The sequence below is a fragment of the Demequina sp. genome, assembly GCF_016278775.1.
Lineage (GTDB): Bacteria > Actinomycetota > Actinomycetes > Actinomycetales > Demequinaceae > Demequina.
On sequence record NZ_JADQBF010000007.1, the window covers coordinates 1 to 16,051 of the forward strand.

Genomic DNA, 16,051 nt, shown 5'->3' on the forward strand with positions numbered 1-16,051 from the left:
ACGATGTCGTGGAACTCGTCGATGTCGTCCACGGCCCCGCCAAAGCGGGTGCGGAGTCTGGTGGATGCGGGGTCGACCGGCTCGACAAGGGCGATGGCGCTGCCGACGTCGTCGGCGGCGTCCTCCGCCTCCTGCTCCGCCTCCTCCGAGGCCGCTTCCTCCGCGACCGTCTCGCCCGCGAGACCCTCGTCAACCTGCTCGATGATCTCTGGTGCTGGCGGCCACCACAGCGTCGGCGCCTCGACCGCCATGGCGCGCAGTGCGAAGGTGCTCCCCGTTCCCAGGGCGTCGGTGATGTGCGCGAGAGTGAGCGGACCCGAGCCCTTCAGCAGCGCCTCGCACAACTCGCGAGCGGGCTTGGTGAGATCGTCCGGGAGGTCGGGGGCTGTGACGTCGTCAGCGTCCATGCCGGTGACGGCGGCGACGAACATGCGGGCGAGCGCTACCGCGTCAACGCGCTCGCTGCGCCCGCGACCCAGGGCCGCCTGACTGCCCAGCTCGCCTTCGATGCCAAGCCCGGAGATTATGACGCGACCGCGCGGCGTGATCGTGATCGCCTGCGCCCGCATCATCCCGTGATGCACGCCTGTTCGCAGGGGAACGCTCAGGGTTGCGGCCGCCTCGCCGACGATGGCAGCGGCGGTCTCCGGCAGGAACGCCACCTGGCCGAGGAGGGCGTCGAGCCTGACCCCGGCAGGGCGTTCGCTGACCACGTAGTTGAGGCGATCGCCGTCCCGCGTCTCCGTCCCAGCCGCCAAGACGCGCGTGAGGCGGCGGTCTCGCACCACTTGGGCGCGGTGGGCGGCGCGAATCACGGAAGACGGCGCCAGGGAGGAGACGACGTGGACCGTCACGTCCTGATTCAGACGGAGGTCGCGCGCCACAAACACGGACGCGCCAGGAATGTCATACTCCTCGTCACGCACCAGCCGAAAACGGCGCCCGATCGTGTCTCCGGCCTGCACCATCACCCCTCTCTCGACTTTTCCGGCCTTCATCGTACGCGGCGCAGGCGGCGGTTCACCGCGCGCACCACGGCGTTCGCTTCTTCAACTCGCAGCAAGCGCGAAGCGACGCCGTACAGCACGGCCATGGCGCCAGCGATGCCGATGGTGAGTAGCCCGCTCACAGCGACCGCTTGTGCGCCTTCCTCGGCGTAGGTGCGCGGCGCGAGCATCATGAGCGCGACGCCGACGCCGGTGGCAGCAATCGCGGCAACGAGCGCCTTCGCATGGGTCACAAGAATGCGCCGACCGTCGACCCCAGCCAAGCGCCGACGCAATCCCCACAAGCGCAAGACCACGGCGACGGTGTTCGTCGCGGCCAAGCCCAGTGCGATGCCGCGCACCCACCACTGGGGCTCGGTGAAAGCCTGAATCCCGTACGCCACTGCGAGCCACGCGAGGGCCATGGGAATGTGAATGAGGAACACGGTGCGACCATCCTCGAGCGCGAAGTACGCCTGCCTGATCATGAGCGATGCGCCCAGCGGCACCAGTCCGATCACCATGAGGCGCAACACCCATGCGACGGCCTCGACCGACTCGGCCTGCACGGTGGGTGCCAGCACCCGTACCAAGTGGGGCGCAGTGACGGCCATGGTGACGGAGGCGAGCATGGTGAAGACGCCGACCATCCGCACGCCTTCGCTCATCACGCCGCGCACCCGGCTCACATCGCCGAGCGCGGCGTGGCGCGACATCTGCGTGAACAGCACCGTCATCAACGAGATCGACACGAGCGAGTGCGGAACAAGAAAGATGCCAAGAGCCGCGTCGTACGCCAACACACCAGCGACGCCAGGGTCGGTTGGCGCGGCGGCCTGGGCGGCGGTGGCGACCCGCGTGATCAGCAGCACGGCGAGTTGCTCGACCAGCACGGCGCCCAAGGCCCAGCCAGCAACCCTTGTCACGGTGCTGAGTTCCCCCTTGGGGCCGCGCCATACCCACCGCCAGCGGTAGCCGCCGCGGATCATCGGCGGAATCAGCACGAGCGCCTGCACGGCAATGCCAAGAGTGGCGACTGCGGCCACCAAGAGAATCTTGCCGGTGGTCCACTCGTCGACGATGGCCTGCACGGAGGCGCTCTCGTCCAGCGCGTATGGACCGAAGATCACCAGAAACGCGGCCAGACCGGCAATCGCGACCACGTTGTTCGCCACCGGCGCCCACATGAAGGGCCCGAACTGCTCGCGGGCGTTGAGGACTTGACCGAACAGCGTGTACAGGCCGTAGAACAGCAACTGCGGGATGCACCACAACGCGAAGGCGGTCGCAAGCGCGGTCTGCTCTGGACCCCAGCCGTCCGAGTAGACCCTCACCCAGAACCCCGCCGTCACGGTGAGCAGCGTGGTGACGGCCAGCATCCCCACGCCGCCCAGTGTCAGGATCCGGTGCACCGTGCGGACACGGTCGGCCTGGAACGACCGCACGATCTGCGGCACCAATGCCGAGTTGAGGACGCCGGCCGCCAGGACGGCGAACATCACATTGGGTAGCTTGTTGGCGACCCCGTAGGCCTCGGCGGCCACGGAACCGGTGAGGCCTATCGCCGCGAAAAGCAGCATGGACCGCACCAGACCCAGGGCCCGCGACACGAGAGTGCCGGACGCCATCACCATGGTGTGGCGGCCCACGCGCCCGGACGACGCGGTGCCGGTGCCGGTCTTATCGCCGGGACCTGTGGGGTCCACGGGCGGGGTCGCGTCGCCAGTGTCTGAGGTCATGCGTGACATTGTCCCCGGTGGATCACAAATCGACGTCGGACGCGCCCGCTACGCGGGTCGGGTCGGCGGGTCGCACCCGAGTGTCCTTTCGCCCTCGACGCGCGGTGCGGACGATGCCAGCGATGAGGAGCACCGCCAGCGCTGCGGTGAACAGGCCGGTGGCGGCATTGCCCCACTGCGCACGCACCTTGACCCGCAGCGTCTCGGCCACCGCGACCGTTTGGCCCTCCTCGTTACGCAGCGCGACGGTCGCATTGACGTCTCCGTTGGAGACCGCCGTGACCGGCACCAGGACGGTGACCTCTGTGCCCGCCTCCACAGTGGCGGTGGGCTGGGCCTTGGTCACCAGGATGGGCGAGCGCGACATCATCGCGACCCTCACGGTCACGGGCACGTCGAGGTCATTGCGTACGGTCACGGGCACCTCGCCTGAGGATGACACCAGGTGGAGGGTGTTTCCCGAGGTGACGGTCACGGAGCCAATGACAGCGTTCGCCTGCTCGATCGCTGCAGTGAACTCGGTCTGCCTGCGGTCAGGGTCGGCGCGATTGGACAACGACATCGCACCTAACATTGCGCGTCTGGCGTCGGCCACCATCGCGGAAGGCGCGTCGGCCGCGGTTCCCATCACGCTCAAGCGGTCGAGCGCTGACACGGCGCCCACGGCCTGATCGGCGGTTGCGTCGTCACGCTTGGCCGTGGTCGCTGGCAGGTCGAGCGATGGCCGGTCGGCGTCAGAGAGAGCTGCGGTGAGCGGCCTCGGGGTGACGAACGGCGCGTCGAGCAGCGCCTCGACTGCGCGCGATGGCCCAGTGCCGTCAACGATCCAACCGTCTCCAGGGGCGACCACCACAGAGCCGTCTCCGTTCCCAGCGCACAGGGCGGCGACCGCCAGCACCCTGGCCGTCGCGGAGGCTTGAGCGGGCGGCTGGGTCGCGAGGGCGAGGGACAACTCGACGTCCGGCAGCACCACCGGCGCGAACGCGACCTCGTCCGGCGCCTCGGCCGTTACCACCGACGCCACCGGGGACTTGACGCTGGCCCATCGCGCGTCGGCCATTGTCGCCACTGCGCCAGCCGTCGTCGCCAAGGCCACCGTCGCGTCGTCCGCTGCGGCGGCGACGGCCAACCACGGCAGCGTGGTGTACCGGTGAGACTCGGCAAGAGCGGCATCGAGGAGTGTGGGCACCTTCGCATGAGCGACACTCGTGACGTCCAGGTTGCCTGCTGGCAACGCGTAGGCCTCGCGTCTGTCGAGCGCCAGTCGTTGGCCAGCGGTCAGCGCTGAGGGGTCGACCAAGAGCGTCACCCTTTCGTCGCTCGCAGCCGCGAGTAGCGACTCGACACGTGCCGGCGGACCGGTGACGGAGGCCACCACTGTCACGTTCAAGGAGGGAACCAGTTCCGGTTGCCACGTGAGGGGCGAGGCCTCCGACCACACCACCGTGTCTCCCACCGTGACCGACACCGTCAGGCCGTACACGCCCCACTCGTCGGCGGGCAGGTCGAGCGCCCCCGCAGCGGCGGACAGTGCGACCGTGGTGCTGGACCCTACGGGCAAGGTCCCAGGCGGCAGCGGCAATGACGAGGACGACGCCGTGACGGCCGTTTCCGCGACCGGGCGGCTCGCGGCGGAACGTGGGTCTTCGACGAACGCTTCGATCGCGGCGGCTGACTCCAGAGGCGCGTCCGTCACGCTCAGAGTGGTCGAGACCTTCGCGAGATCGGTGAGCGGGGCGCCGACGTTGACGAGCACGCCCGTGCGGGTATCAGGGTCGGCCGTCGCGGGGAACTGGCCAACGATGGCCGCGTCGACGGCCACGTCGACCTGCTCGGCCGAGGGCAGCTCACGCTCCGGCAGAGCCGCCGCGCCAGCGACCCCCGCACCCACGACACCGCACACGATGGCCACCACTGCCACGCTGGCGAGCCGCGACCAAGGAGTTGACACCGCCTTCACGCCCTCGCAGTGAGCAGCTCGGCTGCGGTTTGCGCCATCTTGCGCTCGTTGGGGAAGGCCAACTTGGTGCGCAACTCCTGCATCGGCACCCATGCGGCAACTTCTGCCTCTTGGTCGGGATCGTGTTCCGTGGTGATGGTGCCGCTGATGGCCTCAAGCAAGTAGTGGTAGACCTTCTTGTGGACCCTGCGGTCGTCGCCGGTGAACCAGTAGTCGATCACGCCCAAGGGTTGCACCACCTCGGCCGCAATGCCAGTTTCTTCCGCCACTTCACGCACGGCTGCTTCTTCCGGCGTCTCGGCACCCTCGATGTGGCCCTTGGGCAGGCACCACTCAAGCCGCCCCGCCCGGTTTCGGCGCCCGATGCACGCGACGTACGCGATGCCGTCCTCGATCTTGACCGCCACGCCACCCGCAGATACCTCGCGAGACACGGGCAATTGGCCAGCAAGCCTTTGCGCCCTCCTGCGACGAATCGTGGCGCCCGCCGGGGCCCGCGGCATGCGGCTTGGTCGGGGAATCGGCGAGTCCGGCATGGCCCAACTCTAACCGGGGCAGAGCCGCGCGACCGGCAGTGCCTGCCCTCGCGGGGATTGTCCGGGGTCGTCGCAACCTCCATGGTGACACCCACGACGTCACGCCTCCCCGGCTCTGGGATGCTGGTACCCATGACCGCCCACTCCGCACCGTCCGTTCCACCCCGCAAGGTGCTTACCGCGCGGGCCGGGGCGCTAGGAGCCGCCGTGCCACCAGAGGTCGCCGAGTTGGCCGCGCTGTTCGACTCCGCTGGCTACGAGTTCGCCCTGGTGGGCGGCCCCGTGCGCGACGCATTCCTGGGACGATCAAGCGCCGACCTCGACTTCACGACCTCCGCAAAGCCCGACCAGACGGAGCGGCTCCTCAAGGAGTGGACGCGCAGCACCTGGGACATGGGCCGGGAGTTCGGCACCATCGGCGGGAGGCGAGGGGACCTCGTGGTGGAGATCACCACGTTCCGAGCGGACGAGTATGACGGCGCCACCCGCAAGCCCGTCGTCGCGTTCGGTGACTCGCTTGAGGGCGATCTGGCCAGACGCGACTTCACCGTCAACTCGATGGCCGTGCGGTTGCCAAGCGGCGAGTTCGTGGATCCCTTTGGGGGCCTCGAAGACCTCGCCGGCGGGCTGCTGCGGACCCCCATCGAACCGTCGTTGTCTTTTGGGGACGACCCGCTGCGCATGATGCGCGCCGCCCGCTTCGCCTCCCAACTGGGTTTCGATATCGAGCCCGCCACCTTCGCCGCCATGCATGCCATGTCCGAGCGGATCGGGATCGTGTCTGCGGAGCGAGTGCGGGACGAGCTCACCAAGTTGATGATGGGCGCGTGCGTGCGGGAGGGACTGACGGCGCTCGTCGACTCCGGAATTGCCGACCACGTGCTGCCAGAACTGCCCGCGCTCCAGCTGGAGGTCGACGAACACCACCGTCACAAGGACGTCTACCAACACACGCTCACCGTGGTGGAGCAGGCGATCGACCTGGAGACGGGCCCGGAAGGAGCGGTGCCTGGGCCAGACCTCGTGTTGCGCCTGGCCGCCCTGTTGCACGACATCGGCAAGCCTGCCACTCGTCGCATGGAGCCGGGAGGAGGGGTGTCCTTCCACCACCACGAACTGGTGGGCGCCAAGTTGGCAGGCAAGCGACTCAAGGCGCTGCGCTTTGACAAGGACACCATCAAGGCCGTCGCACACTTGGTCGAACTGCACTTGCGGTTCCACGGTTACGGGGACGCACGCTGGTCCGACTCGGCGGTGCGGCGCTACGTCACCGACGCGGGCGCGGAGCTTGAGCGACTGCACCGCCTCACGCGGGCCGACGTCACGACCGGCAACCGGCGCAAGGCCGAGCGACTCGCTTTCGCCTACGACGATCTTGAGAACCGCATCACCGAACTGCGCGCCCGCGAAGAGATCGATTCGATCCGTCCCGACCTGGACGGCACCCAGATCATGGCTGAGTTGGGCATCGGCCCCGGCCGCGACGTGGGTCTCGCGTACAAGCACCTGCTTGAGCTGCGCATGGAGCACGGGCCGCTGGGGGACGAGCGGGCGCGGGCGGAACTTCGGGCCTGGTGGGCCGCGCGGGCCAGCGGCTGACCGATGACTGTTGACTCGATCGCGAGCGCGACGCCTGACACGAGGGATCGCTTCGTCGACTTCCTTCGGGTCGCCTCGCTGCTGGGGGTGATCCTGGGCCACTTCCTCATGGCCGTGGTGTTCCTGCACCCGCACGCCGACCCGGCGCAGATTGAGTTCACCAACGTTCTTGAGCTCGCGCCGTGGACGCGGTGGGGCACCCTCTTGCTCCAAGTGATGCCCATCTTCTTTGTGGTGGGCGGCTTCGCCCATGCCACGTCGATCAGGTCCCTACGCGCCCGCGGCGGCGGCTACGCCGACTTTGTCTACGCGCGCATTTCGCGTCTGGTGCGGCCAGCCCTCGTGTTTGTGGGGGTGGGCGTCGCTATAGGGCTCGTGGTGGACGCGGCCGTGGCGGACAGGCTCGAGATCGGGCCCGTGCTCCAGATCGCGGGCCAGTTGCTCTGGTTCATCGGGATCTACCTGATCGCCGCCGCCTTCGCCCCGGCGCTGTTGCGTGCGCACGAGCGCTTCGGCTGGCGGGCCCTCGCCGCGCTGGTGGCCGCGGCCGCACTCGTGGACGTCTTGCGCCTCGCGGCCGATGTCGGTGGCGTCAAGTGGCTCAACTTTGCGTTCGTGTGGCTGGCCCTGCACCAGTTGGGCTTCTTCTACGCCGACGGCGTGGCCGGGTCAGTGTCAGAGCCCGGCCGAGGCAGGCGGCTGGGTGCGGCGATGGTCGCGGTGGGAGCGGCCACCATCGCGGCGCTCGCGGCCTTCGGTCCCTACGGCGTCGCAATGGTGTCCTACGAGGGCGAGACTCTCTCAAACCTCGCCCCGCCAACGGTGTCGCTGCTCGCGTTCGGCGTGGCCCAGGCTGGCGCGCTGCTGCTCATCCGCCCGTTCGTGACCCGTTGGCTGGCGCGGCGAGGCCCATGGAGGGCGGTGATCGCGGGTGGGGCGGTCGCCATGACGGCCTTCCTGTGGCACTTCACGGCGCTGATCGCGGTGTTCGTCGCGCTGTGGATTGCGGGCGTCACTCTTGACGACTCGCCCACGACGGCCACGTTCTGGTGGATCAAGCTCGCCGTGCTGGTGCCGTTCCTCGCGGTGGTCGCCGCGCTCGTGGCGGTGTTCAGGCGCTTCGACCGACCGCCGCCGCGTTCCGAAGTGGTCGGTCCCTCCGCCGCTCGATCGGCGCTCGCGGTGGTGGGAGTGGCGTGCGCGATCGTCGGGATGATCGGCTTTGCGGCCACGGGCTTCAGGGGCCTGGCCACCGGGTATGTGGCACACGTGGTCGGGGTGCCGATGACGTCGTGGGCGGCGGCCGCTCTGGTGGCGGCGTCGGCCGTCGTCACCCGGCTCGCGGTGTCGACCAGGCGCTAGGCGGCAGGCAAGTGGGGGAAGGCGGCCGCAGTGGCGCCGTTGCGGATGAGCCCTCCGGACACCGCCAGTCCTTTGGCGAGTTCCTCGTCAGCGGCCGACGCCGCATCCCAGCCGTGCGCCGCGATCGCCAGCGCGTAGGGCAGGGTCGCATTCGTCAGGGCGATCGTCGAGGTATTCCCCACGGCGCCTGGCATGTTGGCCACTGAGTAGAACACGGAGCGCTCGACGGGGTACGTCGGGTCGGCGTGGGTGGTGGGCCGCGAGTCCTCGAAGCAGCCACCCTGGTCGATCGCGATGTCCACGAGCACGGACCCTGGCTTCATGCGGCTCACCAAACCGTGCGACACCAAATGGGGCGCGCGTGCCCCCGGGACCAAGACGGCACCGATGACCAGGTCGGCCTCGAGCACGGTGCGCTCCACCTCGAAGGGATTGGAGGCGACCGTGCGCACCCGGCCGCCCAGCACGTCGTCCATGTGCCGCAACCGCGGCACCGACAGGTCGAGCACGGTGACGTCCGCTCCCATCCCTGCGGCCTGGCCGGTCGCACCCCAGCCGGCGACGCCCGCGCCCAGCACGGCCACCTTGGCAGGCCGTACTCCTGGCACTCCTGACATGAGCACTCCTCGGCCGCCTTGGCTGGACATGAGGTGATACGCGCCCACGAGCGTGGCCATCCGCCCGGCGACCTCCGACATCGGCGCGAGGAGCGGCAGCGACCCGTCGGCGAGCTGGACGGTCTCGTACGCGATGGCGGTGGTCCCCGATTCCACGAGCGCGCGGGTAAGCGCCTCGTTCGCGGCGAGGTGGAGATACGCGAAGAGCGTCAGGCCGGGGCGCAAGTAGCCGTACTCGGACTCGACGGGCTCCTTGACCTTCAGCACGGTGTCCGCGTCCCAGGCGTCCTGCGCCGTGACGATCTCTGCGCCAGCGTCGACATACTCCTGGTCGGTGAACGAGCTGCCGACTCCGGCTCCCGCTTGGACGAGCACGCGATGCCCCACGGCCACCAGGGCGTGTACGCCGCTAGGTGTCGCGGCGACGCGCGTCTCGTTGTTCTTCACTTCAGCAGGGATGCCGATGCGCATGATGCTCTCCTCGGTGCTTGAGGGCGCCGCGGGGCCGATGGGGTCGACAGCCGCAGTGCCGGTGGGTTTCGGCCCACCCCTCAAGTGTCGAAGATTCTGCGCCGACCGCAACCGGCGGAGCGAACTCCATTGATGGGCGGCACAGCGGGCAGAGGGCGATCGGCCGTTACGCGTCCGCCGTGATGCGGGGTACTCGAGGGGCGCGCCAGTAGGCGGCGGCGCAGACCACGTAGGCGAGCACCAAGGCGGCCATCACGGTCCGCGAGTACCCATTCGCTGGCAAGACCAAGGCGCCGATGCCGCCGGCCGTGATGAATGCCGTGTTGTAGGCGACGTCGTAGAGCGCGAAGGCGCGGCCCCGATACGCGTCGTCCGTGTCGCGTTGCACGATGGTGTCGACGGCGATCTTGCCGCCTTGTACGGCGAAACTGACGATGACCGCGGCACTCAGCAGCGCCCATGGTTCGGACGTCACGGCAAGCAGACCCTGGCCAGCGGCGCCGAGCAGGAGGCAGACGATTACCCAGTCGTGGCGCTCCACTCTGTGAGAGAAGGCTGGGGTGATCACGGCGGCTAGGCCGAATCCCACAGCGGCGAACCCCACCACGATGGCGAACTTGCCGATCGCGCCCTCGGCATCGGACGAGTCTCCCAGCACGTGGCGGGAGATCAGGATCGACGCCACGAACATCAGGCCGTACAGGAGCCGCGCGGCCGCCATGACGCCGAGCGCGTGGAACGGAGTGGCGCGTTCACGCAGGTGCCGGTAGCCGTCTCGCAGTTCGACCAGCACGTGAGCGGCCTCTTGGGCGACGTGGTCCGCGTCCAGCAGACGTACGGGCCCGAGCGAGCGCTTCGATAGGGCGGTGGCCGCCCACGACGAAAGTCCGAAGGCCAGCCCCGCCGCGCCCAAGGCGAGCAGGGCCTTGTGGTCGTCAGAGACGCCAGGAACCACGAACGCGACGATGCCGCCGATGGTGCCGCCGAGCGCGGCCGCAATGGTGCCGAGCGTCGGCATGATGGCGTTGGCTGCCAGCAGATCGTCCCTGTCCACCACTTGGGGGATCCCAGCAGACAAGGCGGCAAGCAGGAAGCGGTTGACGGAGAGTGTCGCCAGAGCGAGCACGTACAGGAACAGGCGGGGCGCGTCCGCGGCGACCGCTGCCACGATCGCGCCGACCATCGCGAGGCGCACCATGTTGCCCGCCAACACGATCCGCTGGCGATGCCAGCGATCGATGAAGGGTCCGGCGAAAGGTCCGATCAGCGTGAAGGGAGCGAACAGGACGGCGAAGCCGATCGCGATGTCGGCGGGTGTGGTGGCTTCCTGCGGCGAGAAGAAGAAGGCCGTCGCGATGCCGAACTGGAAGGCACCGTCGCCCGCCTGAGACACGACGCGCACGCGTGTGAGGCGCCTGAAACCCTGCGACTTCCACAGGTGGGCCAGGTCGGACGAGTAAGACATGGCATAAGGCTAGGGCGTGAAATCCGCTCCGCTAGCCGCGTGCACACGTTGTTCACCAAAGGGGGGCAATCGGCGCTAGCGTGGGTGCCTGAAAGGTAGGTGGGGTGCATGTCCTTCGGCCAAGCCGTGAAGTCGGTGTTCCGGCAGTACGCGACGTTCTCCGGGCGCGCGCGGCGCGCTGAGTATTGGTGGTTCTACCTCTTCAGCATGCTGGTCACCATTCCCGTACAGATCTTCTTCTTTGTGATGTACTTCGCGGCGATCCTTCCCGCTGTGGGCGAGACTGACGCGAGTGGGGCGATCACGGATGAGGGCCTCGAGTCCATCAACTGGGGACTGTTCGTCGTGGGTCTGATCCCCATGCTGGTGGTGGGCATTGGGTTGTTCATTCCGTCGCTCGCCGTGCTGGTGCGCCGATTGCATGACACCGGCCGCTCGGGAGTGTGGTTGCTCATCGGGCTCGTGCCAGGCGCCAGCGTCGTCTTGCTGGTGTTAGCGGTGCTGGAGGGCGAGCCCCACGACAACTTCTACGGCCCCGACCCCAAGGCAGGCGAGCGCTACATGGGTCCCGGCTACGGTCAGCCGCAGCAGTACGCGCAGCCGCAGCAGTACGCGCAGCCCGGCCAGCCAATCCCGCCTCCGCCATACGCGCAGCCTCCCGCGACGGGCTTTCCGCCGCCCCCGCAAGGCCCGCCCTCGCGGCCTCCCGCGCATCCTGACGATCCGTTCTCCGCTCCAGGGAGGTAGTGGGTGATCTCGTGGGGAACGCTGGCGGCCTTCAGCGCGCTCGCGTTCGTCATCATCGTGATTCCAGGGCCAAGCGTGCTGTTCATCGTGGGCAGGGCGCTTCAACACGGAAGGCGCGATGCGTTGCTGTCCGTGGTGGGCAATACCGGGGGCGAACTGGTGCATGCGGCGCTCGTGGCGGCTGGCATCGGCGCGGTGATCGCGGCGTCGGCCACGGCGTTTGTGGTGCTCAAGCTCGTGGGGGGCGGCTACTTGGTCTACCTCGGGGTGCAGGCGGTACGTCATCGGCGCGATGGCCTTGAGTTCGCCGACGGTGCAGCGGCCGACGCGGCGGTGGCCCTGCCTGATCGTCCCTTGAGACGGGTGCTGGGAGAGTCGTTCACGGTGGGTGTGACGAATCCCAAGACGCTCGTCTTTGTCGCTGCGGTGCTGCCCCAATTTGTGGACCCCGCCGCCGGGCCCGCGTGGGCGCAGATCCTGCTCTTGGGCCTGCTGTTTGCCGTGATCGCGCTGATCAGCGACGGTGCCTACGCGCTGGCCGCTTCTGGAGCGAGGACCTGGTTTGCTCGCTCGCCGCGGCGTCTTGAGCGGATGCGCGCCGCTGGCGGAGTCATGATCGGCTCGCTGGGTGTGGTGTTGATGGCATCGCGCCGGGTGGCCTGAGGCCGTCGTCCACAGGTTGAGTATCTGCCTCTTCTCCACAGTCTGAAGCAGCGCGCCCTCCCTCTGGCGTGAGGCGCCAGCTACCTTCGCGGTGTCATCCAGCGCCAAGGGGGAACCGTGCAGCAAGCAGACACTGAGGAAGCGAGCGAGCGTGCGAGTGGAGCGATCGCGCGCATCGCGACCCGCCTTGCGGAGGGCCTCTGTCCCGATCTGGCCACCGGCCACGCCACCTCCGACCCCCCGGATGAGGGCCTCGCGGCTCTCGCCGCGAGGCTGGACTCCCGCCTGTGGCATCAGGGCCCGCGCATACCGGCCGCGCCATGACCGACCTCGCCGTCCAGGGCGACGCCCTGCGCCAGGTGGCGGTCACGGTGCGGGCGGTCGTGGCTGACTTCCGCACCGCCGGCACTCAGTCGCACGACGCGGCGGAGCACGTAGGTCATGCCGGCTTGGCACGCCGGGTGGTGGCCTTCGCGGACCAGTGGGACATCCATCGAGAGCGCACATCGCACGTGCTGGATCGCCTTGCCGACGCCTTCGACGCCGTGAACGACACGTTTGCCGATCTCGACAGTGAGACGGCCACCCAGTTGCGCTGCGCGGCGAACGGGCCACGCACGCGGCCTCGGGGCGTGGTGGTCGAGGCATGATGTACCCGCCGATCCCCTGGCCGGACGTGCCCGCTGTGCCTCCTGGCAACCCAGTCGCGCTCGCAGCTTCGGTAGACCGCTACGCGCAGACCCAGGCGTTGATCGAGCGCGCCGCACAGGACTTGCTCGACGCCGTCTTTGACGGACAGGGTCTCGCCATGGCGGAGCTCGTCCAGACTGCGGGCGAGGCCGAGTCGGGCCTGATCGCGGCTCAGGTGCGCTACCAAGGCACCACATCGGCGCTGCGGGAGTACGTGGTTGATCTGGAGCACTTCCACCGGACCGCGAGCGCCGTCATCGACCGCGAACGCGAGGCCGTCCGTCACTACGAGTGGGCCGAGAGTGAGGCGGACGACGCGGCCGCCGGTCTGGAGCGAGCCCTTCTCGATTCCGAACACCGTGCTGACTTTGACATCGCTCAAACGGGGTATCGGGTGGCCAGCTCACGCAGGGACGCGGCACTCGAGGCCGTGCAGTCCGCGCGCGCCGACTACCGGCGGGTCGAGGAAGACCTGGACGCGGCCGCTCAGCATGCCATCGCACGCATCGTCGACTCATTCGACGGCACCAATGACGGCTTCATGGATCATCTCGGGCGCGTGATCTCTGCGGCTGGCCAGTTGCTGATTGACATCGACATGTGGGCGCGCGACTTCCTTGTCGCGGTACTCGACGCCGTCGTGGCGGCGGTGGAACTGTTCCTGACGGCGGTGGTGCTCGCGATCGCGCTGGTCGCCCTAGTGGTATTGCTCGTCGCGGCGCTGGCACTCGCCCTTGTGGTGTTGGTAGCGGCACTGGCGATCATCGTCGGCGCTGTGCTGTGGCTGCTCGCGGCGGCGCGGGCGGGGACGGTCATGTACAACCTGACGGAGGCGCTCGGCATCGACGGGATGGCGCAGATCCGCCTGGTCTTGGGGGCGGCGTGCGCCGTGTGCCCTCCGCTCGCCGTTGCCCTTGTGTCGCGCGTCGCCAACGAGGCCTCCAAGCCAGCGCCCACCGTCACCCCGCTTAGAGACAAGGACGCCAAGGATCCGGCGGCACACAAGCAGTTGGACTCCGCGGCGCCGACAAACGCTGCGGAGGTCTTGTCATGGGCGGGACTCGTGGATCAGGTGGGCGGGGACCAACGGGCCGTCGTCGACATCGCGAAGGTGACTCAGGAGGACGGCTCGGTGGCATGGATTGTGACGGTTCCTTCCACGCAAGACTGGGTGCTCATGGAGGACAAGCCGGCGCCCAACGACCTGGATGCAGACCTCGTGTTACTCGCGTTCCCCGAACTCCAGACGCAATACGAGCGGGCCGTGCTTGACGCGATGGCGCAGGCGGGCATTCCTCAAGACGATCCCGTGTTGCTGTCTGGGTGGAGCCTCGGCGGCATCGGCGGGGGGAGGCTGATCGAGGCGAATGCCGGCGGCTACGACTATGAGGGCCTCATCTGCGCGGGTTCGCCCATCGACCACATGGCGATACCCCAAGACGTCAACGTGTTGCAGGTCAAGCACATGAGCGACGTGGTTCACCGCACGGATCTGATCGACTCAGTCCCTGATACCGAGCGCCATCTCAGCGTGTGGGATGGCTCACGCTCTGACGGCGCGGCACCCTTGCTAGCCAACCCCATCGGCGTGCACGCCAACGCGGCCTACGTGGAGACACTCAAGGCGAACGTGGTCGCGGACGACACCGCAAGCCAGTTGTTTGCCGACTTCTACGCGATTGACGACCCAGCCACGGCGGCCGTACCCCACGTGGAACACACTCAATACGCCTTTGCCGAGTAGGGGACGCCGTGCCACCGGATTCGTCGTCGGCGCCCCGCCTGACGCTCAGGCTGCCAGGAACCTGGCTACAACTCGACCCCTCCCGGCCGGAGCTGACGAGCACGCGCATCCACGCCTTCGTGGAAGACTCCATCGGTCGCTCCGACCAGCTAGCGAGCGCGAGGGCGGGCCTGCGCGACGCCCTGCACGCCATGCTTGACGGCGTCGAGGAGCAGGCGGCACACGAGTCCACCTTCCTGTGCCATGAGATCGCGCCTGGGGTTTCTGCCCCCATCGCCGTCTCCGTGTTCGCACCGGCCGAGGTGCGGATGAGTCCCGTGATGGGCACCGATCCCGGCGACGTGATCGCCGGGTTCCTCAAGGCCATGGAGGCTCTTGACCACGCAACGGAGTGGCGGCGCCTGGCGTGCGCCGACGGCTATGCCGCGAGGCGGTGGCGGGTGGCCGCGAGGGAGGTCACGCCCGCGCTCGCGGACCACGCCCTGAACACCTTCGCGGCGGAGTACTGGCGCACCGTGCCAGGCAGCAAACGGCTCATGCTCGTCACGGTCACCAGCCCCTTGGCGGACATACCCCAGACCATGCTCCGCCTTGCGGACGCGATCGTCGCGGGCTCGCGGTGTGCGCCGCGGGAGCGGCCCACGGGCGCTGACACGGCCCCCGGCGCCACCCCCGTCGGTACCCACTGACCGTAGACGGCACGGAATACGCGTGCCCCCCGCGACGTCACATTGGTATGACTCTTACAGGAACCCCCACCCGCGTGGCGATCGTCGGCGGTGCAGGCAAAGTGGCGCGTCAACTCATCCCCTTGCTCGTTGATGCGGGCATCGAGGTTGTCGCGTTGGCCCGCCGCGACGAACAGCTGGCCGAACTGAAGCGGCTGGGCGCTGAACCCAGGCGCCTCGACATCGAGGAGGCCTCCGCAGACGAGTTTCTGGAGGCCTTCGACGGTTGCGACGGGATCGTGTTCTCGGCGGGCGGCGGCGCGGACGGCAACATCGAACGCAAGCGCACGGTGGATCTCCAGGGGTCGCTCAAGTCGCAAGAGGCTGCACGGGCGCTCGGCATCGACCGCTTTGTCCAGGTCTCCGCCATCGGCGTGGATCGGCTGGTCGAGTCATCAGCGAGCGAGGCGTGGAAGGCATACGTCGCGGCTAAGCGCGACGCCGACGCGGCCTTGCGCTCCACCCAGCTTGCCTGGACCATCATCAGGCCAGGGAGTCTGACGGACGACGAGGCCACGGGCCTGGTGACGCTCAAGCCGGAGGTTGAACGCGGCTCGGTGCCGCGCGCGGATGTGGCGGCCGTGGTGGCCGCATGCCTCACGAGCGAGAACTCGGTGGGCCGTCAGTGGGAACTCGTGAGCGGCTCGACTCCGGTGGACGAGGCGGTTACTCACTGAGTTTCAGCGCGATAGCGTCGTGCCCGGATTTGCCGAGCGCGCGGCGCCCGGACAACGCAAGGGCCGG

At 68.5% G+C, this 16,051-nt stretch carries 15 protein-coding genes; 9 read left to right on the forward strand and 6 right to left on the reverse strand.

The window, feature by feature from the left end:
* The 4 genes from QZZ33_RS01410 to QZZ33_RS01425 form a co-directional block, all read right to left on the reverse strand.
* A partial coding sequence (locus tag QZZ33_RS01410; protein ID WP_291377686.1) for a hypothetical protein occupies positions 1-968 on the reverse strand: 968 nt, incomplete at its 3' end.
* Between the two features lie 26 nt (positions 969-994).
* Positions 995-2,725 carry a lipid II flippase MurJ gene (locus QZZ33_RS01415; RefSeq protein WP_291377687.1) on the reverse strand — a complete coding sequence of 577 codons (1,731 nt, stop codon included), beginning with the start codon at positions 2,723-2,725 and terminating at the stop codon, positions 995-997.
* Between the two features lie 22 nt (positions 2,726-2,747).
* Positions 2,748-4,685, reverse strand: coding sequence for a DUF6049 family protein (locus QZZ33_RS01420; RefSeq protein ID WP_291377688.1), 1,938 nt, complete (start codon positions 4,683-4,685; stop codon positions 2,748-2,750).
* Positions 4,682-5,221, reverse strand: coding sequence for an NUDIX hydrolase (locus QZZ33_RS01425; RefSeq protein ID WP_291377689.1), 540 nt, complete (start codon positions 5,219-5,221; stop codon positions 4,682-4,684). The genes QZZ33_RS01420 and QZZ33_RS01425 overlap by 4 nt, the downstream gene beginning before the upstream one ends.
* Before the next feature lie 132 nt (positions 5,222-5,353).
* On the opposite strand from QZZ33_RS01425, the gene QZZ33_RS01430 reads away from it, so the two are divergent.
* Positions 5,354-6,820: a CCA tRNA nucleotidyltransferase gene (locus tag QZZ33_RS01430; protein ID WP_291377690.1), complete on the forward strand. Its 1,467-nt coding sequence runs from the start codon at positions 5,354-5,356 to the stop codon at positions 6,818-6,820.
* Between the two features lie 3 nt (positions 6,821-6,823).
* On the forward strand, positions 6,824-8,182 hold the full coding sequence (locus tag QZZ33_RS01435; protein WP_291377691.1) for an acyltransferase: 1,359 nt from the start codon (positions 6,824-6,826) through the stop codon (positions 8,180-8,182).
* On the opposite strand, the gene ald is transcribed toward QZZ33_RS01435, so the two are convergent.
* A complete protein-coding gene (gene ald, locus QZZ33_RS01440; protein ID WP_291377692.1) occupies positions 8,179-9,270 on the reverse strand; it encodes an alanine dehydrogenase in 1,092 nt (363 codons plus the stop codon). The two genes, QZZ33_RS01435 and ald, sit on opposite strands and share 4 nt — an antisense overlap.
* A 166-nt stretch (positions 9,271-9,436) precedes the next feature.
* Positions 9,437-10,735, reverse strand: a complete 1,299-nt coding sequence (locus QZZ33_RS01445; RefSeq protein WP_291377693.1) for an MFS transporter — start codon at positions 10,733-10,735, stop codon at positions 9,437-9,439.
* A gap of 108 nt (positions 10,736-10,843) precedes the next feature.
* Here QZZ33_RS01445 and QZZ33_RS01450 point away from each other — a divergent pair, with 108 nt between their 5' ends.
* The 7 genes from QZZ33_RS01450 to QZZ33_RS01480 all read left to right on the forward strand — a co-directional run bounded on the left by QZZ33_RS01450 (position 10,844) and on the right by QZZ33_RS01480 (position 15,984).
* Positions 10,844-11,482, forward strand: coding sequence for a DUF805 domain-containing protein (locus QZZ33_RS01450; protein WP_291377694.1), 639 nt, complete (start codon positions 10,844-10,846; stop codon positions 11,480-11,482).
* Between the two features lie 3 nt (positions 11,483-11,485).
* Positions 11,486-12,145: a LysE family translocator gene (locus tag QZZ33_RS01455; protein ID WP_291377695.1), complete on the forward strand. Its 660-nt coding sequence runs from the start codon at positions 11,486-11,488 to the stop codon at positions 12,143-12,145.
* A 117-nt stretch (positions 12,146-12,262) separates the two neighbouring features.
* Positions 12,263-12,469: a hypothetical protein gene (locus QZZ33_RS01460; RefSeq protein ID WP_291377696.1), complete on the forward strand. Its 207-nt coding sequence runs from the start codon at positions 12,263-12,265 to the stop codon at positions 12,467-12,469.
* Positions 12,466-12,795, forward strand: a complete 330-nt coding sequence (locus QZZ33_RS01465; protein ID WP_291377697.1) for a hypothetical protein — start codon at positions 12,466-12,468, stop codon at positions 12,793-12,795. Before QZZ33_RS01460 ends, QZZ33_RS01465 begins: the two co-directional genes overlap by 4 nt.
* The gene (locus QZZ33_RS01470) at positions 12,792-14,579 is read left to right on the forward strand and encodes a hypothetical protein (RefSeq protein WP_291377698.1); all 1,788 of its coding nucleotides are present in this window, start codon (positions 12,792-12,794) and stop codon (positions 14,577-14,579) included. Before QZZ33_RS01465 ends, QZZ33_RS01470 begins: the two co-directional genes overlap by 4 nt.
* An 8-nt stretch (positions 14,580-14,587) precedes the next feature.
* Entirely contained in the window at positions 14,588-15,268 is a 681-nt protein-coding gene (locus QZZ33_RS01475) for a hypothetical protein (RefSeq protein WP_291377699.1), read from the forward strand.
* Positions 15,269-15,315: 47 nt separating this feature from the next.
* Entirely contained in the window at positions 15,316-15,984 is a 669-nt protein-coding gene (locus tag QZZ33_RS01480; RefSeq protein ID WP_291377700.1) for an SDR family oxidoreductase, read from the forward strand.
* The last annotated feature ends 67 nt before the right edge of the window (positions 15,985-16,051 follow it).